The 23,494-nt window shown below is 40.1% G+C and carries 17 protein-coding genes; 4 read left to right on the top strand and 13 right to left on the bottom strand.

What is annotated here, in order from left to right; all coding sequences use genetic code 11:
• Positions 1-5: 5 nt before the first annotated feature.
• The 5 genes from AC1Z3K_RS02905 to AC1Z3K_RS02885 form a co-directional block, all read right to left on the bottom strand.
• Entirely contained in the window at positions 6-908 is a 903-nt protein-coding gene (locus AC1Z3K_RS02905; protein ID WP_426083933.1) for a carbohydrate ABC transporter permease, read from the bottom strand.
• Positions 909-1,012: 104 nt separating this feature from the next.
• Positions 1,013-2,296 (bottom strand): ABC transporter substrate-binding protein, encoded by a 1,284-nt coding sequence (locus AC1Z3K_RS02900; RefSeq protein ID WP_426083935.1) that lies wholly within the window; start codon positions 2,294-2,296, stop codon positions 1,013-1,015.
• Positions 2,297-2,349: 53 nt separating this feature from the next.
• The gene (locus AC1Z3K_RS02895) at positions 2,350-3,501 is read right to left on the bottom strand and encodes a glycoside hydrolase family 88 protein (protein WP_426083937.1); all 1,152 of its coding nucleotides are present in this window, start codon (positions 3,499-3,501) and stop codon (positions 2,350-2,352) included.
• 9 nt (positions 3,502-3,510) lie between these two features.
• Entirely contained in the window at positions 3,511-5,325 is a 1,815-nt protein-coding gene (locus AC1Z3K_RS02890) for a DUF2264 domain-containing protein (protein WP_461731800.1), read from the bottom strand.
• Positions 5,326-5,327: 2 nt separating this feature from the next.
• Positions 5,328-5,738: a hypothetical protein gene (locus AC1Z3K_RS02885; RefSeq protein ID WP_461731799.1), complete on the bottom strand. Its 411-nt coding sequence runs from the start codon at positions 5,736-5,738 to the stop codon at positions 5,328-5,330.
• A gap of 151 nt (positions 5,739-5,889) precedes the next feature.
• On the opposite strand from AC1Z3K_RS02885, the gene AC1Z3K_RS02880 reads away from it, so the two are divergent.
• Positions 5,890-6,948 (top strand): LacI family DNA-binding transcriptional regulator, encoded by a 1,059-nt coding sequence (locus tag AC1Z3K_RS02880; protein WP_461731798.1) that lies wholly within the window; start codon positions 5,890-5,892, stop codon positions 6,946-6,948.
• A 538-nt stretch (positions 6,949-7,486) separates the two neighbouring features.
• Here AC1Z3K_RS02880 and AC1Z3K_RS02875 read toward each other — a convergent pair.
• The 8 genes from AC1Z3K_RS02875 to AC1Z3K_RS02840 form a co-directional block, all read right to left on the bottom strand.
• A complete protein-coding gene (locus tag AC1Z3K_RS02875) occupies positions 7,487-9,160 on the bottom strand; it encodes a hypothetical protein (RefSeq protein WP_461731797.1) in 1,674 nt (557 codons plus the stop codon).
• Between the two features lie 37 nt (positions 9,161-9,197).
• Positions 9,198-10,967: a glycoside hydrolase family 35 protein gene (locus AC1Z3K_RS02870; RefSeq protein ID WP_461731796.1), complete on the bottom strand. Its 1,770-nt coding sequence runs from the start codon at positions 10,965-10,967 to the stop codon at positions 9,198-9,200.
• Positions 10,968-11,301: 334 nt separating this feature from the next.
• Complete coding sequence (gene lplA, locus AC1Z3K_RS02865) at positions 11,302-12,306, bottom strand: lipoate--protein ligase (protein WP_426083948.1); 1,005 nt, start codon at positions 12,304-12,306, stop codon at positions 11,302-11,304.
• A gap of 24 nt (positions 12,307-12,330) precedes the next feature.
• Positions 12,331-13,071 carry an MBL fold metallo-hydrolase gene (locus AC1Z3K_RS02860; RefSeq protein ID WP_461731795.1) on the bottom strand — a complete coding sequence of 247 codons (741 nt, stop codon included), beginning with the start codon at positions 13,069-13,071 and terminating at the stop codon, positions 12,331-12,333.
• Between the two features lie 87 nt (positions 13,072-13,158).
• Complete coding sequence (locus tag AC1Z3K_RS02855; protein WP_426083952.1) at positions 13,159-13,944, bottom strand: DUF975 family protein; 786 nt, start codon at positions 13,942-13,944, stop codon at positions 13,159-13,161.
• A gap of 13 nt (positions 13,945-13,957) precedes the next feature.
• Positions 13,958-15,040: a M42 family metallopeptidase gene (locus tag AC1Z3K_RS02850; RefSeq protein ID WP_461731794.1), complete on the bottom strand. Its 1,083-nt coding sequence runs from the start codon at positions 15,038-15,040 to the stop codon at positions 13,958-13,960.
• Positions 15,041-15,195: 155 nt separating this feature from the next.
• Complete coding sequence (locus AC1Z3K_RS02845; RefSeq protein ID WP_461731793.1) at positions 15,196-17,241, bottom strand: ABC transporter permease; 2,046 nt, start codon at positions 17,239-17,241, stop codon at positions 15,196-15,198.
• On the bottom strand, positions 17,228-17,995 hold the full coding sequence (locus tag AC1Z3K_RS02840) for an ABC transporter ATP-binding protein (RefSeq protein WP_461731792.1): 768 nt from the start codon (positions 17,993-17,995) through the stop codon (positions 17,228-17,230). Before AC1Z3K_RS02840 ends, AC1Z3K_RS02845 begins: the two co-directional genes overlap by 14 nt.
• Before the next feature lie 578 nt (positions 17,996-18,573).
• On the opposite strand from AC1Z3K_RS02840, the gene nrdD reads away from it, so the two are divergent.
• From nrdD to AC1Z3K_RS02825, 3 genes are all read left to right on the top strand, one after another.
• Positions 18,574-20,763: an anaerobic ribonucleoside-triphosphate reductase gene (gene nrdD, locus AC1Z3K_RS02835; protein WP_461731790.1), complete on the top strand. Its 2,190-nt coding sequence runs from the start codon at positions 18,574-18,576 to the stop codon at positions 20,761-20,763.
• 312 nt (positions 20,764-21,075) lie between these two features.
• Positions 21,076-21,681: an anaerobic ribonucleoside-triphosphate reductase activating protein gene (nrdG, locus tag AC1Z3K_RS02830; RefSeq protein WP_461731789.1), complete on the top strand. Its 606-nt coding sequence runs from the start codon at positions 21,076-21,078 to the stop codon at positions 21,679-21,681.
• 234 nt (positions 21,682-21,915) lie between these two features.
• Entirely contained in the window at positions 21,916-23,133 is a 1,218-nt protein-coding gene (locus AC1Z3K_RS02825; RefSeq protein WP_461731788.1) for an IS110 family RNA-guided transposase, read from the top strand.
• The last annotated feature ends 361 nt before the right edge of the window (positions 23,134-23,494 follow it).

The raw sequence follows: 23,494 nt of genomic DNA, 5'->3' as shown, positions 1-23,494 counted from the left end.
CCTCCTTATACTCGTTCTCTCATCTGATTCCATTTGAACTGAATGACTGTGATTGAAAGTACAATAACAAACAGCACCATAGCAATCGCCGAAGCATAGCCAAAATTGAATTTTACAAAGGCTTCGTTATAGATATTATAAACTAAAACGTTGGTCGCCCGTCCTGGGCCTCCGGCTGTCATCACCTGCACCAGGTCAAAAATTTTGAAGCAGTTAATAATCAGCATAATTGTGACAAAAAAGGTTGTTGAACGCAGGGATGGAATCGTCACATTCATGAACTGCTTCCATTTATTTGCGCCATCCATTGATGCTGCTTCATACAGCTCTTTCGGGATACTCTGCAGCCCAGCCAAGTATAAAATCATATAGTATCCCATCCCCCGCCACACACTTACTATAACAATAGCTGTCAGCGCCCAGTCTGAGCTGGAAGTCCAGCCTGGAGGATTAGCAATAAAATGCTGTAGAAACTGATTGATTGGACCCATCGTCGGATGAAACAGCATATTCCAGACAACAGCAATTGCAACCAGTGAAGTCACATAAGGAAAGAAGAACGCTGTTCTAAAAAACTTCATCCCGCGAATCTTCTGATTTAATAAAATTGCTAGTCCAAGGGAACAGATTAAGGTTAGTGGAACAACACCTATTGTATACAAAAATGTGTTTTTCAACGAAATCCAAAAAGTATCATCTTTTAGCATTTTAGCAAAATTCTTCAGCCCGACAAATTCCGGAGTAGAAAAAGAATCCCAGCTCATAAATGCCAAAATCAGTGAAAAAATGACAGGAATCAATGTAAATAAGAAAAATCCAATAAAGTTAGGTGCAATAAATGACCAGGCAACTAATGTATTTTTACGCTTCAGTCTACCGGCTTCTTTCGTTTTTGATGTAATCTCCATAGCTTAGTCTGTCAAGCGTTATCAACAAAAGCGCTCAACAGCGGTCCCCCTTTCTTACTCCGTCTGAAAATCAGCTATACTGATTTTCAGACGGCTCTCATTCTTTACTCGGTTTCAGATTTTACACGTTTTTCCATATTAGCAATTCCTTCTTTTGGTGTTTCATCATTCACCATAATTAAATCATGCTCTTCTTGAAGAATCTTATCAATTGCCGGTCCGTTTTTATCTACCGGAAATTCAATAGCTACATTTTCAGGATTAAATGCTTTTTTAGATACTTCATCAGAAGGCATTCCCTGACGTGAGAAATACAAATCATCAATAGCTGTTGTTTTATAAGACGGAACTACGCCCAACTCAGCCAGTACTTTTGCTCCTTCTTCTCCTGAACAGAAATCAAGAAACTTCTGAGCTGCCTCTTGGTGTTTTGAGTTTTTATTGATTGCAAAAGCTGTTGGCGATCCAAAGGTATCAATTGCTTCGCCGGCTTTCTTTTGAGGAATTTGAGCAATTCCCCATTCCACATCTGTTTTTCCTTCGTCTTTATTTGTCAATAATGCACCCATGTACCAGCTGCCCATATACATCATCGCTGTTTTAGAGTTTTCAAATTGAGACTGATAAGTTACTTTTGTTGATTTGGCTGTTCCAAATTCCATCTGTGACTTGCTTTCCTGCATTCTCAGCGCCCGATCATAGTAATCCTGCATATAGCTGTATTTCGGTTCAAGCAAGTCGCCGTCATTTTGAGCAGCAGCAATCGCTTGAATCGTTGAACGCCACGTGTGCTGATAAGAGCCATAAACCTGTTCTTCTGGTTTTGCTAGTTTTTCTGCAATCTCTTCATATTCATCCCATGTCAGGTTATCCGGATAGTCAATTCCTGCTTCGTCAAACATTTTTTTATTGTAATATAATACCCAGAAATCAGTTCGATACGGCTGTGCAAATGTCTGCCCCTCAATATCATACATTTCATAGCTGGCTGCTGCAGGCTCTGTATCTAAATCTTTAATATGATCACTTAAATCTACCAACTGATCACGCAGTGCGTAGTTTGAATAAGACAGCAGGTTCTTCATTGTCAGGATATCTGTTGTATCTCCTGAAGAAAGCATTGTTGTCAGTTTCGTATCGTAATCATCTGAAGCAATATCAACCTGAGTTACTTTAATTCCTGGATTTGCTTCCTCAAATGCCCGAAACAGTTTTTCAAATTCAGGTGTTGTATCATAATTCCAAGTCGTGACTTTTAACTCCACATCTCCGCTATCAGCTGAATCCTTACTTCCATCGGTTTTATCTGACCCACTGCCACAAGCAGTTAGCGCTGCTACAGTCCCTAATAATACTGCTGCAATCAAACTTTTTTTCCACATTTTCATCTCAAGACCTCCAAATATAATTTTTTATTTTATAGGGTTTCCCCTTTGTTTCCTTACCAGTAGCTGTACCAGCTGTTTTTCAACCGCATCAGCGCTTCCATGTAATAATAATCTCCCCAAATCATACATTCATCCACACCCTTTCCAGTGTTTTTGTCGTAAACACCGTGAAGGAGAAGACCATTTGACTGAGGCTGATTCACCGTAGTATAGTGCTGAGCGAGAGAGCTCATAATAGCTGCAGCGGTATTCTGATATACGGCACGGCGTTCTTCTGAAAGAGGAAGCTGATTAGCCAGTTCGAGTAAGCCGCAGGCGGCAATGGCTGCAGCAGAGCTGTCTCGTTCCTCGCCGCTCCCGTCATCAAACACTAGATCCCAGTATGGTATTAAATCCTCCGGCAGCTCTTCGATAAAATAATCTGCTAAGTGCTTTGCTGTATCAAGAAAGGATGTATCCCCTGTATGAAGGTAGCTTAGAGTAAATCCGTAAATTCCCCAAGCCTGTCCCCGTGCCCAGCAGGAACTGTCTGAATAGCCCTGCGCAGTCTTTCCTTCCAAAGGCGCTCCTGTTTCTGTATCAAAAAAATAGGTGTGATAGGTTGTATAATTAGGACGCACAATATAGCGCTGCGTTTGTTTAGCGTGGGCATAGGCTGCCTTTTTATACGAATCATCACCGGTAGCAGCTGAAGCAAAATAGAGCAGGGGAAGGTTCATTAGACAATCGATAATCATTCGACCTCCCTCAGCAGGATCGTTCAAATTGCCCCAGGCTTGAATAATCTGCGCTTTTTCAGAATAACGCGCCATTAACAAGTCCGCTGCCTGAATCGCCAGCTGTCTGGATGCCTCATTTTTGTTCACCTGATAATCTGCAATTGCTGATAATATATACAAAAAACCAATGTCATGTGTTTCCAGTTCAACTCTTTCTTCTAAACGTTTTGTAAAAGAATCCATTTGACTTTCTATCGTTTTATCGAAACCTTCTGAACCGCTCATTTCTTTAGCCAGAAACAGCATGCCTACCCAGAAACTGGCCGTCCAATCAATATTCTCTTCTGGTTCATAGATTTGCTGATTACTTGCTGCTGGGGGAACCAGCTTCTGAAATATCCTTTGATTTTCTTTTACTTTCTGCAAAACATAGGCAATCTCTTCTTCCAGCCATGAAAATCGGGCCTGTAATGATACTGATTCCATTATTTCCTCCTACTTTCTCAGCTCCACATATTTTTCTGAGGATTCCTGAGAGATCTTTATTTGATTTTCTTCTATAATAATTACCGGTTTCTCCAATACTTCATCTACTAGCCGACCGCTCACTAGAGACACCAGCAAATGCTTGCCTTTTTCCAACCTGCCTTTCACATGAGGCAGCATAGTCATTGGAAAGAAAAGACTGGTATTTGGTTCTGTACGAACAATATCGGCTTTGGTAAATCCAGCAATACCCTCCACACTTGAAGTTCCGACAGCCGTTTTATACACAGCATGCTGACCTGCAATCTGACAAACTGCTGATGCTTCCCCCTGTAAACTGAATCCTCCTTCATAAGCATTTAGCTCACGCTGTGTATCGATTTCATGAATACGTACGTGACAGTTTTCTAGAGGAACAATCGTGCTTTTTATGGATACATCCTGCCAGGGCTGCCAATAATGAATGATTCGATCAGCAGCTATTTCATACTTTGTATCCTGATCCTTGCTTCTAAAATAGTGATCATCCTCTGTTAACGCCAGACAACTGTCATAGGCTCCTTCGTAATATAAATAATTACTTTTTGGAACACTGAAACCAAAGTAGGAAGAATAAACAAATTTACTATACTTTGGTCCTGCATGATTTTGATAATGAAGAAATTGTCCCGCAGGAAACATTTGAAGATGGCTTCTATCCTGATTATATTGATAAAAATTACGGCTAACCGGCAGACTCAATGGATTGCTTTGTATGTTTAACGGCTGTACTTCTGCCTGCCAGTAAGGGTGCTCTTTAGGAACTGCTAAAAGAATAAATGTTTTAAAGGACCAATAAGGCGAACCCGGTGCATTGTATCCTTCGGCAAAGACTAGATTCTGGTAATGGTAGCCAACTGACAGCAAGCCTTCCGGTGTGAAAATATCCTGCTTCATCCAGTTTTGGAGATGTCTGCTGATCAATCCTTTGATTTCTCCCCAAGGCAATGCCTCTACATCCGCAAAGACAAGAGCACTAAAAAAAGAGACTTGAGCAAAACGATAGGTCAGACTACGTCCAAAAGGAACTGCTTCTCCCCGACTGTCAAACCAATATTTAAAGGTTTGAGCAAATTTTATTGCCCGGTCCTTCATAATTGCTGTCCGCTCCGAATCTTCATCAGACATAAAACGGCAATAGAGCAAGCTGTAATAATGAATAGCAAAGGATACATAATAATCAATCTGTGTTTCCTGACCATCATAGTACCAGCCGTCTTTTAAATAAAAGCTGTCAATAACAGCTAAATCACTATCAATCATGTCTTGAGAATAAGATTTACCACATTTCTTCATTGCTACATTGACTAATATTCGAAAGAAATGCCAGTTATTCTCAGGTATTGTATGGTCGTTCACTTGAATCAGCCAGGCATGCAGATTCTGCTGCTCCTGTTCATTTAAGCTGTCCCAGATTTTTTCCTGATTCAACAAGATTGCTGTACTAAGAGATGCCATTTCAACAATTAGCTGATCAAAATTTGTCACTTCACCCCAATACTGCGGATGTTTCGGATCGGTTCCAGCCTTGATGCCTTCAAGATAGCCCTCTAGAAACGGACTGTCTTTTTCTGTCAAATAAGGACCTAGCCCCCATAATGGTCTCAGAAATGCTTCAACCTCTTGCCGTTCATCATTATAAACAGTCCCGTGTGTACCAAGCCCTAGATGTCCTGGCTTTTCTGCTGTAAAAAAGGGAGCTAGCGGCTTAAATAATGCAGTAAATCCCTCAGTCATTTCCTGTTTTGTTTCAAATAAGTTCTCTCTAATACTCATATCCAGCACAATTATTCCCCCTGTTCAATGAATGTCCCTTTCAAAAAACCGTAATACTCACCATATACTGTGATGTTATCGCCAATTCTTAGTAACTCTTCCTGTTCATTAATCACCTGATATCTGCTGTCTCCACTTAAAAGCATAAAGCGGTCGCCTTTTTTTATCTTTTCTTCTTTACTGTCGCTTTTAATAATTTGACCATTTATACAAATAAATTCATTTAACGGAACATTTCCTTCCTGAAAATCTTCTTCAGAATAAGTTTTTGCTTTGTTTTTTAGTTCAGCAACCATTTTTTTACTAAAATTATTCTGTTTTATAGCTTCAGGTTCTTTTTGGTTAGCAAAGCTAACAAATCCAGTAAAACAGGCAATAACAAGAATAAATAATAGCAGAAACTTCTTTTTAATAATAACCACCTCTCGATTAAAACGCTTTCTTGATTAAAATTTTACTGTTTTTTAGCAAAAAAATCAAGGTTTTTGGTAAAATTTTTTTTATACTTGATTTTTTTTACTAAAAAGAAATATACTAGTAGTACGACTAGTTATCTATTAAGGAGGAGTGTGCATGGCAACAATTACTGATATTGCACAGGCGGCAAAGGTTTCTATATCCACTGTTTCCCGTGTATTAAACTATGATGCAACATTATCTGTGACGGAAGAAACCAAGCGAAAAATTTTCGAAGCAGCAGAAAATCTTAACTACACAAAATATAAATCAAAGAATAAAAATAAAGCACTTGAAAAAGCGGCTTCCGCTGCTGCAGCGAAAGCCTTGGCTGAACAGTCAATCGGTATTATCCAGTGGCGGACGGACGATGAAGAGCTGGAGGATATCTATTACATGGCTATTCGCTTAGGTGTGGAGAAACGGGCAGCAGAGCTGGGATACAACGTGCTGAAATTCTCACAGATTGACGAACAGTCTATTCAAGCGACCGACGGCTTACTCGCAATCGGCAAGTTTACCCAGGAGACCGTTCGACAGCTGCAGCAGCTACATGCCAACCTTTGCGTGATTGGCAGCAATTATCCATTAGAGGAATACGACTCAGTCAACACAGACTTTATTCAGGCAACTGAACTAGCCGTTAATCATCTGCTGACACTTGGTCACGAAAAAATTGCCTTTATTGGTGCTGAAGAGAGTCTTAACCTGCATGGATACCGGCGCTATAAGACTCCTACCGTCAATACGTATATTGATATGATGGAATCCAAGAAGCTATTTGATGAAAATTACTTTATCGTAAAAGAAAACAGCCGGCTAGATGTCCAGACTGGAGAAGAGCTAACCAAGCAGGCGTTAGCCAAATGGGGCGATGCGCTGCCTACAGCAATTCTTGCCGCGAATGATGCATTTGCAATCGGGGTTATTCATACTCTAACTGCCCATAAAGTTAAAATACCTGAAGAAGTCAGTGTTATGGGTATTAATGATTTATCAATTTCACGTTACGTAGCTCCTCCCTTATCTACAGTCCATGCATTCACGGAAGAAATGGGAGAAGCTGGTGTTAATCTGCTTCATGAAAGGCTGCAAAATCCTGGTGTTTCCCGCCGTGTTTTCCTCAGCACAGAGCTTACTGTGCGTGAATCTACTGCTCCGCCGCGCCCCCTGTAGCAGCTCCCTGAAGCTTGTTTGAAAACGCTAAAGGAAATGAGCGTTCAGAGATTTCAGTGAGAGCGAGATGGTCTGTTTTTCAAGGCAAAACACTTCTAACACAGCCTCAGATTTATCTGAAGATGAAATTCATAGAAATTAGGAACATACTCACTGCTATAATTTCCAGATAGGTCCTAGTTATTTACAAAAAAGGATGAGTTTGGGACATAAGAAAATGCCCGAACTCTTCTTTCTCTAAAATCCGAATAAACGGCGTTCCAAAAGTAGCTCACTACACTTCGTTCCGATAGCATCAACTTCTAAGTGCTAAAAGCACTAAGAGTTGAAGTTCTCGGAAATAAGCCGAACTATCTCAAAAATATGAAAAGCTCCAGGTAGGTATCAATCAACATCTACTCGGTTCCCTCGTAGTGTTTCTTGACAATTTCCGGATAATCCGTCTTATTGCTGTGAAACACAGTGAAGGATGAGCTGATGTTGAACAGTACCTACTTGGTTCTCGGAGCTAAACACTTTTGTCTCGACCTCATTCTTTTTAATTATTCTGCATCCGGATTTTTACCTCGATAACAGCTTCTTTACCTAGCTGGTAATCAGCTCCTATGATGTATGCTATTTGTTCGCATCCGCTATGATCTTTAAACTTCTTTTCCTTTACCCACAGCTGCTCTGTCTCAAAGTGGATTTCACAACGCCGCTCTCCTTTCAACAGCACATGATTATCCTGAATAATTGGCGGAATCTGAGTGATAAAGCGTTCGCTGATTTCATTTTTCTCCTGACTAAAAGAAAATGAATCGCTTAATTTAACCTGACCTGTCTGCTGATTAATGATAAACTTTCGTTCCCCACTTTTTAACTCACTGTTCTTCGAGTAAAACTCTTTCAATTCTAGCTGGAAGCAGTAACCTTCATTCATTTGACTGAAGACAGCTTTCTGGGAAGACTGGGTTTCCGGCTGTTGTCTTTGACCATTAATGACTGGAATACTGTGACTGTCGGCGCTAGGTGGAAAATAGTCATATCTTTTCTGTTCGACAAAGTAGTCTCGGGTGTACTCTCCAGCACCTAAATCAGTTAAGTATAACGCATCGATACTTCCTAAAACGAAATGACCTACATCCAGATGGTTGTGACTTTCCTGATTCGTTCCGCCTTTAGCAGCAAATAGAAAATCATTATCTGGTTCACGAATTACCAGCCATTCAGCATCTTGAAAATATTGGACTGCTGCAGTTTTTTCTGCTCCTTTTGTTTGATGACTCCAAACTAGATTTCGATAGATTTGAGCAAATCGATAACAATGGTCTGCATCTAATCCACTGGTTTGTGTTATCTCTGGAACAGCTGCACCAAATTGTTTCTGACAATAGCTTAACAGGCCGCTTGGTAATTCCGGCTGGGAATAATCAGAAAAAGGAATGTAATTTTGCTGATTCATCATCATATAATAGGGAAATTTTGCAATCGCTTTTGTTTTTGGTAAATCCAAATACCGGGTATCCCCCTTCACTTCAGCCAAACATTGCGCATAATAGAGAAAGTAGCCGAAGCCATATCCCCAGTAGCCCACTCCTTCTACACAAGCACCATCCGAGCCAAAGCCATTCAAATAGCTCTGCATTGATTGATCCAGCCGTTTGATAAAGCGAGCGAGCCGTCGACTTTCAGGCGGCATTAGGCTAAGGGCAGTCATTCCCACACAACCGCCAACAACTGAGCTCCAGTTATTTTCTTTGTACTCCCAGTCCCAGCTATGGGATTCAAAAGAAGTAAAGATTCGTCGTTCGATTTCATCTGTAACCCGTTGATAAACCAACGGAGAGATTCTGTTTCCCGTCAGCTTAAGAATTTCAGCCAACGCTTGACCAGTTTCGGCTGCAAAAAGATCTAGATAGACTGAACTTTCCCGACCGTATTCATTTCCCGTAACAGGCAAATGAGCAGGCAGCGCCCAAGTGTACTCATTACAAATTTCCCACAAGATTTGCTCCAACAGTTCACTAAACTCCTGTCTATCCTCCAAATAAGCTGCCAATCCTATAACCGCCAATTGGCGACGGCGTTCAAAATAACTCTTTTCAAACTTAATTCTATTTCCGCTTGCTAAGTATTCCTCATAGCCTGAAACTGGCAGAACAGCAATTTGACCGGAAAGCAGATAGGTTTCCCCAGCCGCGATGATTTCTTTTTCGAGTGAATTCACCATGAATCTATTCCTCCTTATCTCTGTATCATGTAATTAGTCAACACTTCTTACACTCAGTTTTTCCCAAATCTGGTGTATCGGTCAAGAGAATCTGATTGCCGGCTTTTCCTTCCGACTCAAAAATAATCAGCTCATTCTGTCCTTTTTTCAGCAGCGGACCAGGAATATAGAGTCTTTTTTGAGGGCCAATTTCCCAATAACGCCCGATATTGAATCCGTTAACTACCACAAATCCTTTTCCCCAGCCAGTCAAATCGATAAAGGTGTCGCCTATCTTTTCTATCATCACTTGAACTCGATAAAATGCCGGCTGTCCAGCCTGCCAAGCCAAGGCAAAATCCAGCTGCTCCAAGTTATCCATAGGCAGACGGTACATAGACCATTCACTTTGAAAAGCGCCATTAATAACTACTCCATCAGAAATCCCTTTCTTTTGATGATTCATTTTCACTGAGTAGTTCACTCTCCCCATATTTTCAACAAGGATTCCTAAATCATTTACTGGCTCTGCCAGCTCAAAGGACAGTGATTCACCTAATTCCTGATCATACTGAATGGCTTGAAGCTGATTGTTTACAAAAATATGTGCCCGGTCCATACAGCCAATCAGCCGAAAATCTTCAACTGTCCGAGCTTTCCCAATACTGCTTTGATAAAAAACATAGCCAAATCCCTGATCCAGCTCCTCCATTGATAAAGGATAATTATGTGTCTTTTTTTCTGCTAGACATGCTAAATTTGCTATCAAAGAGGTTTTTGCCTCTACCTGAAACATGCCGTAATGAATTCGACTAATTTTTTGAGAAAGCTCCAGCTTAGGAATTTCTGTATAGTTTGCAATCACTTGCTGGAAGGCTCGGTATTTAGGGGTAATTTCACCCCATTCCGTCAATAAAGCATCATAATCATAGCTGGTTACATCAGGTGCCAGCTTCTCATAGTAATTAGCACCATTAGTAAATGCAAAATTTGTGCCGCCATGAAACATATAGATATTTACCGAACCTTCAGCCAAAATATCATTTAGCTCAGCAGCAGCCAGCTCGGCATCTGTCGTATGGTGCTGCTTATCTCCCCAAGCATCAAACCAACCAATCCAAAACTCCATGACCATTAAGGGCCGCTTTTTTTCATGAAAGGCTCGTAAACGCTTGAAATGTTCCTTTACTTTCGATCCGCAATTAATCGTAGGCAGCGCTTCTGACTGCACCGAACCGTTTTCCAACATATCTCCCCACGGACCATCAGAAGTAACTAAGGGAACGGTTACATTTTTCTCTTTCATTAATTTAATCATTTTTTTTAGATAGGTTTTATCGTTTGCATATCCTCCATACTCGTTTTCAACCTGAAACAAGATAATTGGTCCGTCGGAAGAAATCTGCAAATCACCAATTACTAAAAATAATTGGCTGAAATAACGGTCAACCTTCTCAATAAATTCCGGATTATCAAAACGAAGCTTGAGTCCAGCATCTTTCAACAGCCAGTAAGGTAAACCGCCAAACTCCCATTCAGCACAAATATAAGGGGCCGGTCTTACAATCACATACAACCCTAAGTCGGCAGCAGTTTGAATAAACTTTCTCAAGTCCAGCTGTCCTTCAAAACAATACTTCCCTTCGTCAGGCTCATGCAGATTCCAGGGAACATAGGTTTCTACTGTATTGCATCCCAAAGCTTTCAGCTTTTCAAGACGATCCTGCCAATACTCAGGTACTACTCTAAAATAGTGAATGGAACCTGAAATAATTTTAAACGGAGCGCCATTTAAGTAAAACTCATCTTTAATTTCAAACGTAGTCATTCTTTCCTCCTGTTTTTTACTAATTTTTACTAAAAATAATAACAGGTATTCCAAAATATATCAAATCAAAATTTTACAGCACTCTCTATTACTCTTTCTTGGCAGCTTTTAATTGGCTTATACGTAAACTGCGTTGACTCAACAGATTAGTTTTTTATCGTCACTAGGCTTGTCAAAATAGCTATTTGCGAGCTTTTTTGACAAATAAATGTCTGCTAGGTTCATCTTATTCACAAAAAAAGAGCTTGCAACAAAAACAGATATTTCCTGCTTTTCGTTCCAAACCCTAAAGTGTATTCAATTTTTTCAGAAGCTAAAAATCCTACTTTATTTCTCAGTAAAGTAACTCTACAAATTCTGATTTATCAATCGCACCAAAATATTTTTTTACATCAATTTTTTCCACCGCTTTTTCAATAGCCGCTTTGTCGTATTTCACGCCAGTCAACTGTTCTTCCACGTCCTTAATCTCACCAAGACCAAAGAAGTCGCCATAAATTTTCAGCTCCTTAATTGCTCCCTCTTCCACATCCATCCGAACCTCAATCGATCCGATTGGGAAACGATGTCTTCGTTCTAAGTTAAAGGAAGGTGATTTGCCGTAATTCCAGTCCCAGTTACGGTAATATTCTTCTGAAATCTGGTTTATACGCTGCCAGTCCTTTTCATTCAGTACATAAGTTTTCACTTGATCAACAGAATCAACACCAAAAATTTTCAACAAAATTTCCTGACGAAATTCTTCTGTTGTCATTCCTTGTTTATCTGCCGGCAGGAAAGGCTTGATATTGGTTACACGAGAGCGAATTGATTTGATGCCTTTGGATTCAATCTTATCTTTTCTCACCTTTAGTGCATTCACAACCTCATCGATGTCACTGTCAAACATCAGAGTCCCATGAGCAAACATCCGTCCTTCAGTAGCGTACATAGCATTTCCGGAAAACTTCATACCGTCAATAACTAAGTCATTTCGTCCTTTTAACTCTGCTCCAGCAACTCCCAACTCATGCAGTGCTTGAATAATTGGTTTAGTCACTTTCTCAAAGTCCCGGAAGGAATTACCGTCATCAGGCATAATAAAACTGAAATTCAAGTTTCCGTGATCATGATAAACAGCTCCGCCGCCGCTTAGTCTGCGGACAACATGGATACCGTGCTCTTCTACATATTCTTTATTGATTTCTTCAATTGTATTTTGATTTCTACCAATGATAATCGATGGTTCATTGATATAAAAAAGCAAAATCGGCTCATCCAAAGGCTTTTCTTTCAACAAATAGGTCTCAATCGCTAAATTGATGCGAGGATCATTATTTTCATTTGGTACAAATATCACTTGTTTTTCCTCCTATGCTTCTGCTTATATTTCAAGAACCAGATTTTTACTAGCTACTGTCACTGGCATTTGATAGTCTGCAGCCTGCTCAGCTTGCTCTCTCAACATATCCAATGATCCATGCTGAGGAAGATGAGTCAAAACTAGTTTCTTCACATCTGCTGCTTTTGCCAGCTCGCCAGCCTCTTTTGAAGTGAAGTGGGCATGATGGCGCTCATTCCCTTCAAACAAATACGTATCTGCTAAGAAAACATCGGCCTTGTCTGCGAAAGCAACAAAGCTTTCCAGATATCCTGAATCTCCAGTATATACCAATACTTTACCCGTTTTTTCTTCTACAAACCGCATAGCATAACAGGGAACTGGATGGATTGTTTTCATAAACGTAATGCGAAATGGTCCAACTTTCAGCTCTTCTGCTTCAAAATAAGGAATGCCCTGCGACACTCCATCTAAACCCAATGCAGAAAAATGAACAGCATCCTCCGTATGACCGTAAATCGGCAAAACAGGAACCGGCGTCAAACTAGGATACAACTGCCGATAATACTGCAGAACACCTAAATCAGCGATATGGTCATGGTGATAGTGGGACAATATAACTCCATCCAATGTTAACGGATCAAGGTGTTGCTCTAGATTCACAAGTGTTGTACTGCCAGCATCCAGCAGTAAATGAAAGCCGTTTGATTCCAATAGATACGAACTCGTTCCTTGTCCTTCATATGGATAGGCGCCTAGACAGCCAAGAACAGTGATTTTCATTTCCAGTTCCTCCAATCAGATAAATTGTGTATAGGGTCTAGTTAATGTTTAGTTATTATTCAGCAGCCTTATTTTACAGACTGTTTATTAAAACGGTGATTTTTCCCGCTGGGCACTATCATAAAAGCTCGCTACAGCTACATCATGATAAGGAATAACCCAAAATAGTCCTATACCTAAAGCCATAGCGCCCAGAATATACCAACCGACAAAAGACAGCTGCAGGAAGAAATACTGCTTGAAACGTCCTTTCATCAACCCAAAGGCGTCTCGTAAAATATCCCCTACACCAAGATTTGGCTGATCCAGCTTAATCCAAACTGCAAACTGGAAAACACCACTGATGAAAATTCCAACTAATAACAGAGCTAGAGAGAACAATAACATGACAACTGCAAGAAGCCCATCTGATGCCATCTCATTTTGAAACTGTGCAACTGAAACTGTATTGAACATCAAGCCAAGATACATAGTCAAACCAGCAGTCAAGAGTACCGGCAACAGCGTAATTAAATTGACAAGCAGCTGTACCAAATATTGAATAAAATTAATAATTAACATTGGCAGATAAAGCTCTTTACGGAAAATAGATGTCAGTAGCGAGATATCCACGGACCGTCCTCTGATTACCTGCAGTGCAGCATTATATGTTCCATAGGTAAATGCAAAAAACAGCAGGTTGTTCAGCAGAAAGCTGACTAAATTCTCACCATTGCTGCCGCTTTCCATAGGAAAGACACTGCCTACTAAGGTGCTGATTATCATCCGAACTAAAAAACCGCAAAAGATAAGCAGAGCCATTGTTCCCCACTTGCCGGACAGCGCTTTTCGAGCACGTTCTCTATGCTCTGCATTTGTTACCTGATTATTCATTGTTTATGCTCCTTTAAAATTCTTTGATTTTAAGAACTGTTTCTTGATCCAAACGTTTAACAACCTCTGTTACTAGCTTAACCGTATTCAAGTAATCGTCCTCATGAATAATTGATGTATGGGAGTGCAGATAGCGCACAGGTACTGTGATTGCCAGAGAAGGGACACCGTTTCTGGTTAAATGCATTCTTCCAGCATCTGTTCCGCCCCCTGCAATAACTGTATACTGGAAGGGAATATTATTTTCTTCAGCAACCTGTATAACAAAATCCTTTAGTTTTTTATGAGGAATCATCGAAGCATCATAAATCAGAATCTGCGGACCTTCGCCTAATTTTGAATCAGCTTCCTTTTCAGTCATTCCCGGTGTATCCCCAGCGGTTCCAGTATCTAAAGCAAACGCAATATCTGGATCAACTAGATAAGTACTTGTCTGAGCCCCTCTCAAGCCTACCTCTTCCTGAACATCGCTAGCTGCATAAAGAATATTTGGGTGACCCTCCTGTGCTAAATTTTCCAGTACTTTCAGAGAAACAGCAGTTCCAATACGGTTATCCCAAGCCTTAGCCAATAGGAATTTTGTATCATTCATTCGTCTGTACTCAATATATGGTGTAATCATATCACCAGGCTTAATTCCCCACTCTTTTACCATCTCTTCACTTGAAGCTCCAATATCGATGAACATATCGGACAACTCATAGGGTTTATTACGAACCTCAGGTGTTAGCACATGAGGCGGTTTTGAACCGATTACACCGTGGATAACATCTCCTGCTCCAGTAGTTATCTGCACCTGCTGAGCCAGCATAACCTGTCCCCACCAGCCGCCGAGTGTTTGAAATTTGATAAAACCTTTTTCCGTAATTTGAGTAACCATAAACCCAACTTCATCCATATGCCCGGAGAAAAAGATTTTAGGACCTTCTTTATCACCTGAGCGTTTAGCAATAATGCTGCCTAGACCATCATACATTATTTTATCTGCGAAAGGCTCTGCATATTTTTTGAAGATTGCCCGTACCTCTCCTTCATTTCCAGGAACCCCTTTTGCAGTTACAAGCTCAATCAATAATTTCTCATCATGTTTTTCCAATTGCCTTAGCTCCTCTCAAAAATCATTTCTAAAATATTATAACACTCATCGCAGGATTAAAAATAGAAAAAGCACAGAGTAGGACACATCCTTACTTTACAGTCTCGAAAAAATAGATTCTTTAAAAGTCCTGCTTTTGACTTACCCCCTTTTTTCTAATCCCCCTTGCTGACAATCCAATAATAAATTTTTGCAGTTATCATATAATAAATAACATAGATTAGTATAAGCAGTCCACAAGAAAGATATGCCAGCTGGTAGCCTGAACTTGGTACTACCTGATTGAACAGACGAACAGCAAAAAAGGCATGAAAAATCCCCAAAAGCATCGGCAAAAAGAAAATAATAATATTTTGCTGATAAACCAGCCGCTGGATTTGTCTGCGGGAAATTCCTAAACGCTCTAGCAGCTGGTATGTCGTTTTTTCCCGCTCTGCTTCTGAAAACTGCCGAACCATCAGTACACTCCCTGAAATAACCAGCGCTAAGATTCCTGCAAATAGAATAATATACAGAAAAATCCCCAGTTCTTTTCTAGTATGCTCCAGATTGGGCAGCCGGCTAGTATAATTTAAGCGCCATACCTCATGTTCTTCTGAGTCCTCCGAATTTTTTTTAGATACCGTGGAAACATAGCCTTTCACGCTTCCTGCGTCATTATTCAGTTCATAATAGATTGGTCCCTGCCATTCCTTGTTGATGCCCTTCAGCGCAGCATCTGTCAGCTGGCTGTCGTTATTCTTTTTAATATTAAATGCTGTCAGCTCATAAGCCGCGGCAGTCTTTACTTGATTAAACAGCTCATCTGACACAATCATGGTCCGCTGGTTATACCGGAGCATTGCATTTCCCAGATAATCCGGTACACTTCCCTCTGTTTCCAGCATTAGTCCATCTGTCAGCTTCACAACGGGATCATATGTAATAAGCTCGCGAAAGCCATTTTGCATATCATCAATCATCACCGCACTATCCTTTTTCTTCAAAACAATCGGTTTCAGATAAGGATTAATTTTTTGATACTCCCGATAATTTGACACCCCTAATAAATTGATTGGCTCTGTCAGAGTAGTTGTTTCCTGATTTTTAATCGTTTGCCGATACTGACCGCCGATAACTTTAAACTTTAACGGGACGGACTGCGTAATACTTGTTTTCTGCTCTATATTTTTTTGAATAGTACCATAAAGTTCACTGCTGACCAGAAAGTCTGTTGGATTTGTACGCGTTACTCCTTCTATTCCTAATGTATAAAACGAAGCTGAGCCACCGATAATTCCTAACGAACAGGCGATAAAAATTGTAATTGTAGTTAATGTATTGCTGCCCTTGAATAAATGCAGGCGAGTACTTCCGGCAACCAGCATGGTTAACCCCCGGTAATAGCGCTGCTTCCCTCGACTAAAAAGCCAAATTAAAATATGAATCGTATATTTGAAAAATAAATAGGTTCCTGCAGAACAAAGAGCGATTAACAAAAAAGGCAAACTCAATAGTATCACTGGGTTAAAATCATCTGCAGCTAAAGACAAAACATGAAAAGAGAGAATATAGCCTGCCAAAATAAGACCTACGCCTACACAGCCCAAGAACAGCTGTTTCTTAGTAAGCTGCTCTATCGTTACTGCCGCTTTCTCATCCCGTTTAAAGAAACTAGTCAGCTGATAAGAATAAAGCAAAAACCAGCTGTGAATAGAAATCAGCAGCAGGATAAAAATAAATGCGCTTATTGTTTCAAGCATTGCTGGAAAGGATAAGCGAATACTGCTTTCAATAGTTAAAAACATTACCTTTATCAGAATCATTGAGAACAGTTTGGAAAAAATAACTCCTAAAAGCAATCCAATCACCAATGCGGTGATGCCTAAAATAGATATTTCTGAGAAGAAGACCCCGGCAATTTGTCTTTTTCTCATGCCAATCAGCTGATAAATGCCAATCTCCTTTACTCTTCTGGAAAAAAAGAACTGGTTAACAGTCAACATAAAGCTGATTATCATAATGATAATTAGAAACCCGCCCCATTCCATCGTATTTTTGAGACGTATTTCACTACCCACACTATTAAGAAGAATCTGATCATAAGCAATCGCTCGGAAGCTATAATAAATCGTCACCGCAAAAATCATTCCGATTAGATATACCGCATAGTGATAGTATTGAGAGCGTACACTTTTCCATGCCAGTTTAGAAATGATCAAGACGATTCCCACCTCCAATCGTAGCCTGCATATCGATTACCTGATTAAAAAACTGTTCCCGGGATCCTTGACGAACAACTTCAGAGAAAAAAGAACCATCTTTAATAAACAGCACTCGATTGCAATAACTTGCTGTGTACGGATCATGAGTTACCATAACAATCGTTGCATGATCCTGCCGATTCATTTCCGACATATATTGCAGCAGCTCTGCAGCAGCTTTAGAATCAAGTGAACCCGTTGGCTCATCTGCAAAAATCAACATAGGATTGACAATTAAGGCTCTAGCAGCTGCCACCCGCTGCTTCTGACCAATTGAAACAGCTGCCGGATAGGCTGTAAGTATTTTTTCTATATTTAAAATTTCAGCCACATGCTGCAGCCGTTCCTCCATCGTATGTACTGGTATATGGTCAATTGCCAGCGGGAGCAAAATATTGTCTTTGACATTTAATGACTCCACTAGATTAAAATCTTGGAAAATGAAACCAATTTTTCTCCTGCGAAAGTCACTCAGCTGGCCGCTTCTCATTTCCAAAATATTTTTTCCACTAATCTTTACCAGTCCTGATGAGGGTGTATCGACTGTGGAAATAACATTTAACAACGTAGATTTTCCCGCACCGCTGGGGCCCATAATCCCAACAAACTCTCCTTTATTTACAGAAAAAGAAAGGTCATCGAGAACCTTAACCTTATTCAGCAAATAGCCATACGATTTACTTACATGCTGAATCTCAATAATTTTTTCCATTGTTCTTCCGCCCATCTTATGTATTACTGTCATTTTACCAATATTTTCAGCAACTGAACATTTTTACGTTGTATTTGTATCGTAGAAAATCAAATTTCTTAGTTTGGTTTGTTCTACCGATTATTCTACCTGGTTGTGTCGGAGTCTCTAAAGAAGTACACATAAACCGATACCAACTAAATCCAATACCCTTTATTTCATAAATAGAAGCAAACTAACCAAAATAAATAATTTATCCTGATTCTTGGTATAGATAACCATATTTCGTCATATTTTTTTGTGGAATCCAGAGATACTGTTTACTCTTTCACATATATTTCATACGGATGGTTCCTTCTTCTCCTTTTGCCGTAAATCTTCAAAATATCGTTTCATGTTTTCTCAGAATTTTTTTTTATTTCAGCTAACCTTCTCAAAGCATCGCTGTACTTGCTTTCACAGAATTTTCAAAACCTCCAAACACAACATATAGGCGTTCACCCCTGTTCTTTTTAAAAATAAACACTATATATTGTTGAAAGAAAAGAAAATTTGTTTTATGATATATGAGGAATAAGTCATCGAGGAGCTGGAAATTTATGATGGAAATAAGAGAAGAATCACCATTGAGTACTACTGCTTCATCACTGAACAAGATGAAAATAATCAAAAGAGACGGACGCCTTGTCGAATTTGACGATCAAAAAATATATGATGCTTTGATCAAGGCTGAACAAAAAATCAATGGTCCTTTAACCCCTCTTGCACATGAGCGTATCCAGGAAATTGTTGAACGTGTTGATCAGGAGATTTCAGAACGGTTTGTTTCGGATGTAAAAATTTATGAAATTCAAAATATCGTTGAACATATCTTACTGGAAAGAAATGAATACGAACTGGCAGAGGAATACATCAATTACCGTACCCGTCGTGATTTCGAACGTACCAAGTCAACCGATATCAACTTTACAATCGGTAAATTATTAAATAAAGATCAGGCAGTTGTTAATGAGAATGCGAATAAGGATAGTGATGTCTTTAATACTCAGCGTGATTTAACTGCTGGGATTGTCGGCAAGTCGATTGGCTTAAAAATGCTGCCGCCGCACGTAGCAAATGCCCATCAAAAAGGCGATATTCATTACCACGATTTGGATTATCATCCATATACGCCAATGACCAACTGCTGTCTAATTGACTTCAAAGGCATGCTGAACAACGGCTTCAAAATTGGAAACGCTGAAGTAGAATCACCAAAATCAATCCAAACTGCTACTGCACAAATTTCACAAATTATCGCCAACGTTGCCTCTAGTCAATATGGAGGCTGTTCTGCCGATCGTGTGGATGAATTACTGGCGCCTTTTGCTGAACTGAATTACTTTAAACATCTAGCTGATGCAAAAAAATGGATTGACGGCGAGGCAAAACAAGAAGAGTTCGCAAAAGAAAAAACAAGAAAAGATATCTATGATGCGATGCAGAGTCTTGAATATGAAATTAATACTTTATTCACGTCTAACGGCCAAACACCTTTCACTTCTTTAGGGTTTGGCCTAGGACTAAACTGGTTTGAGCGTGAGATTCAACGGGCAATTCTACAAATTAGAATCAACGGCTTAGGCAGTGAAAAACGAACAGCAATTTTTCCTAAACTGATTTTCACGTTAAAGCGCGGCACTAATTTAAATGCAGAAGATCCAAACTACGATATTAAGCAGTTAGCTTTAGAATGTGCTACAAAGCGGATGTATCCAGATGTTCTGAGCTATGACAAGCTGGTGGAATTAACAGGAAGCTTCAAAGTGCCAATGGGCTGCCGTTCTTTCCTTCAAGGGTGGAAAGATGAAAATGGTGAAGAAATTAACGTTGGCCGCATGAACTTAGGCGTTGTGACGTTGAACCTGCCTAGAATTGCTTTAGAAGCAAACGGCAATCTCGAAAAATTCTGGACGCTTCTTGAAGAACGTCTGGAAATTATGAAGGATGCTCTTGTTTATCGCGTAGAGCGTTGTAAAGAAGCGACTCCAGCCAATGCACCTATTCTTTATATGTATGGTGCCTTCGGCAAACGTCTTTCAAGAAAAGAGTCCGTCAACGAATTATTTAAAAATAAACGGGCGACTGTTTCTTTAGGTTATATCGGACTCTATGAAGTAGCTTCTGCCTTTTTCGGGGGCGAGTGGGAGTCCAATCCTGAAGCAAAGGACCTGACATTAGATGTAGTGAAACGTTTGAAGGCTTCTGCTGATCAATGGGGGAATGATTACGGTTACCACTTTAGTGTCTACTCTACGCCAAGCGAGAGCCTGACAGACCGTTTCTGCCGCCTGGATACAGAAAAATTCGGACTTGTAGATAACATTACAGATAAGGAATACTATACAAATAGCTTCCACTATGATGTACGGAAAAATCCAACACCGTTCGAGAAGCTGGATTTTGAAAAAGACTATCCAAAATATTGCTCCGGCGGCTTTATCCATTATTGTGAATACCCTGTTCTTCAGCAAAATCCAAAAGCTTTGGAGGCTGTTTGGGACTACGCATATGACCGTGTCGGCTATCTTGGTACAAACACACCAATCGATCATTGCTACGAATGTGACTATGAAGGCGACTTCCAGCCAACGGAGCGCGGATTCGAATGTCCGCAATGCGGCAACCATGATCCAAAATCATGTGATGTTGTAAAAAGAACCTGCGGCTACCTTGGCAATCCCCAAGCACGTCCAATGGTTCACGGACGTCACAAAGAAATTTCTTCCCGTGTCAAACATATGAAATAGCAGCTTTACTTCTAGTTTTTAATTAACAAACAGACTGATAGGTTTAAAGGGGTTGTGACATTCGTCAATTTGACGATGCTATAGCCCCTTAAATATGAAAAAATGATATTTCCATGTATCCCACGCTTCGTTGACTACAATAAAGTGCTGTATCATGAGAACCGTCAATCCTAAAGCTGCGTTTCTATTTTTTAAGTAAAATGCTTCTTCTCCCTTCTGCTTTACTTGCTTTGGTACAGCAGTCTTGTAGATAACTTCCCGCTTCAAGCCGTATGCCGCGACTTAAGAAGCCTTATTGAAAGGATGATTGTTATGAACAATCCAGCTCCAAAAGAATGGCGTGCTGAGGACTACAGTCAGAATTACATTGCAGACTATAAAGCATTTAACTTTGTAGACGGCGAAGGTGTCCGCAACAGCTTATACGTCAGCGGTTGTCTTTTTGCCTGCGAGGGCTGTTTTAATAAAGCTGTTCAAAATTTCAAGTATGGACAGCCTTTCACAGCTGAGTTAGAAGAAAAAATCATTGAAGATCTTTCTCATGATTATGTTCAAGGGATAACCCTGCTTGGCGGCGAACCCTTTCTAAATACAGAGGTCTGCTTAAAGGTTGTCAACCGAATCCATCAGGAGTTTGGGATTAAAAAGGATATTTGGTCATGGAGCGGCTATACTTTTGAAGAACTGCTTCTTGAAACCCCTGATAAGCTGGAGCTGCTTGGCAAGATAGATATTTTGGTAGACGGCCGCTTTGAACTTAGCAAAAGAAACCTAAATTTACAGTTTAGAGGCAGCAGTAATCAGCGAATTATTGATGTAAAAAAATCACTGGCAGCTGGAAAAGCAGTCATTTGGGATAAATGCCACGATGCAGAAACCGCTTATGAACAAATTAAACATACTAAGATTAGTGGGTAAGGTATTCGACGGAATATCTTACCCACTATTTTCTATTTATAGCGTATAGTGAGGGTGAAAGGAAGCTCGAACAAAACCTCAAGGACCACGAGTCCGAAATATAAACCGAGCTCCTTCACTATCCTTTTAGAATCAGGTTTAAGTATGTTGGGACTTCGAGTCCGTGTAAAGGAAAGTAGAATCGGAAGGAATCAGTGAAGGTCTTTCAATAAAAAAGAAAAGGAGAAGAAAACAATGACAGTTATTCTAGCTCTTGATGTATCAAAAGGAGAAAGCTACAAAGTGCTCTATCATGGGACTCGTTGTTTATCGGAAGGGAAAATCCAACATAATCAAGTTGGTTTCCAACAGTTGCTTCAAGAAATCAATGCGCTGTCCGAAACACCCGAAATTGTTTTTGAAGCGACGGGTGTCTACTCTCGTCCTTTAGAAAAATTCTGTCAGGACAATCAGTTGTCCTACTGCCTCTTGAATCCTTTGGAAGCAAAAAAACAGATGGAGGAAGGTTCCCTACGTAGCTGGAAAACCGATAAAATCGATGCACACAAACTCGCTCAAACACACCAAAAAAATCAACGAGAAGTAAAACAGCACCAGCAGGTGCCTTATCTTAAACTACGTGATCTTTCACGCTTTTATCAAGAGATAGAAGGAAAAATCAGCCAAGTTCGTATGGATCTTCACAACGGACTTCAATCGACATTCCCTGAACTGGAGCTGTTTTTTTCTAGTCGTATCACACCTTACGCTCTATCGTTGATTGAACTGTTTCCTCATCCGGTGTTCGTTCTCGCTTCCAGTCGAACGAAAATCAAGAACCGTTTAATGAAAACGACCAGAAAACGAATCTCCGAAAACAGGGCTTGGCAGAAAGCCGACCAGATTTTAGACTATGCGACCAACTCTTATCCTGCCGTAGAAGCGGACAGTATCCATTGTCAGAAAGTCGCTTACTATGCCAAACTTCTTCAAGACCTATTAGAACAAAAGGAACAAATAATGGCGCAGATGATTGAAGTCGCTCAGTCTCTTGAAGCGTTTGAATTATTTCAGAGTATTCCGGGTATCGGCGCGCCAACGGCGGCTCTTCTACTTGGAGAGCTAGGCGATATTCGACGGTTCTCTACTTCCAACAAACTGAATGCATTTGTCGGAATTGATATTCGGCGTTTTCAGTCTGGAAAGTATAGGGGGAAGGATCACATTAATAAAAGAGGAAACCCAAAGGAACGCAAGATTCTCTACTTCACCATTCGAAACATGATTCGTCAGCAGCACGCAGTCTCCAATCATATCGTTGATTATTATTACAAACTAAAAAAGCAACCCCTCCCAAAAAAGGAAAAGGTTGCCACAGTTGCCTGTATGAACAAGCTTCTGAAATGTATGCATTCCATGGTTAAGAATCATACAAGATACGCGTATGCGTATACGGTCTCCAACGACCAATAAGGACGAATCCTTATACCATAATTATATCAAAGCCTAGGTAAAAATTTCAGCGATTCACCTGGGTTATTTAGTTTACTCTTCATTGGACTAGTTCTCGTTTAACGATGATCTACAAAAATTATTTTTCTATTTTCCTCTTGACTAATCGTAGGAAGAGGTTGTGACAGAAGGGCACTGACCCCCAAGAATGAGAATATAAAAAAGAGGCACCTCCGTTGAATTTATTTTATATAATAAATTTAGCGGAGGTGCTTTTGATGAAGAAAAAAATGGCGTATTCTCTTGAAGTCAAAGAGAAAGTAATTGAATTGAAAATTGAAGGAAAGACAACAAAAGAGATACTAGAGCTGACAGGGGTTAA

The sequence above is a fragment of the Enterococcus sp. LJL128 genome (assembly GCF_056924295.1).
This window is presented reverse-complemented; position numbering and strand designations above follow the sequence as displayed.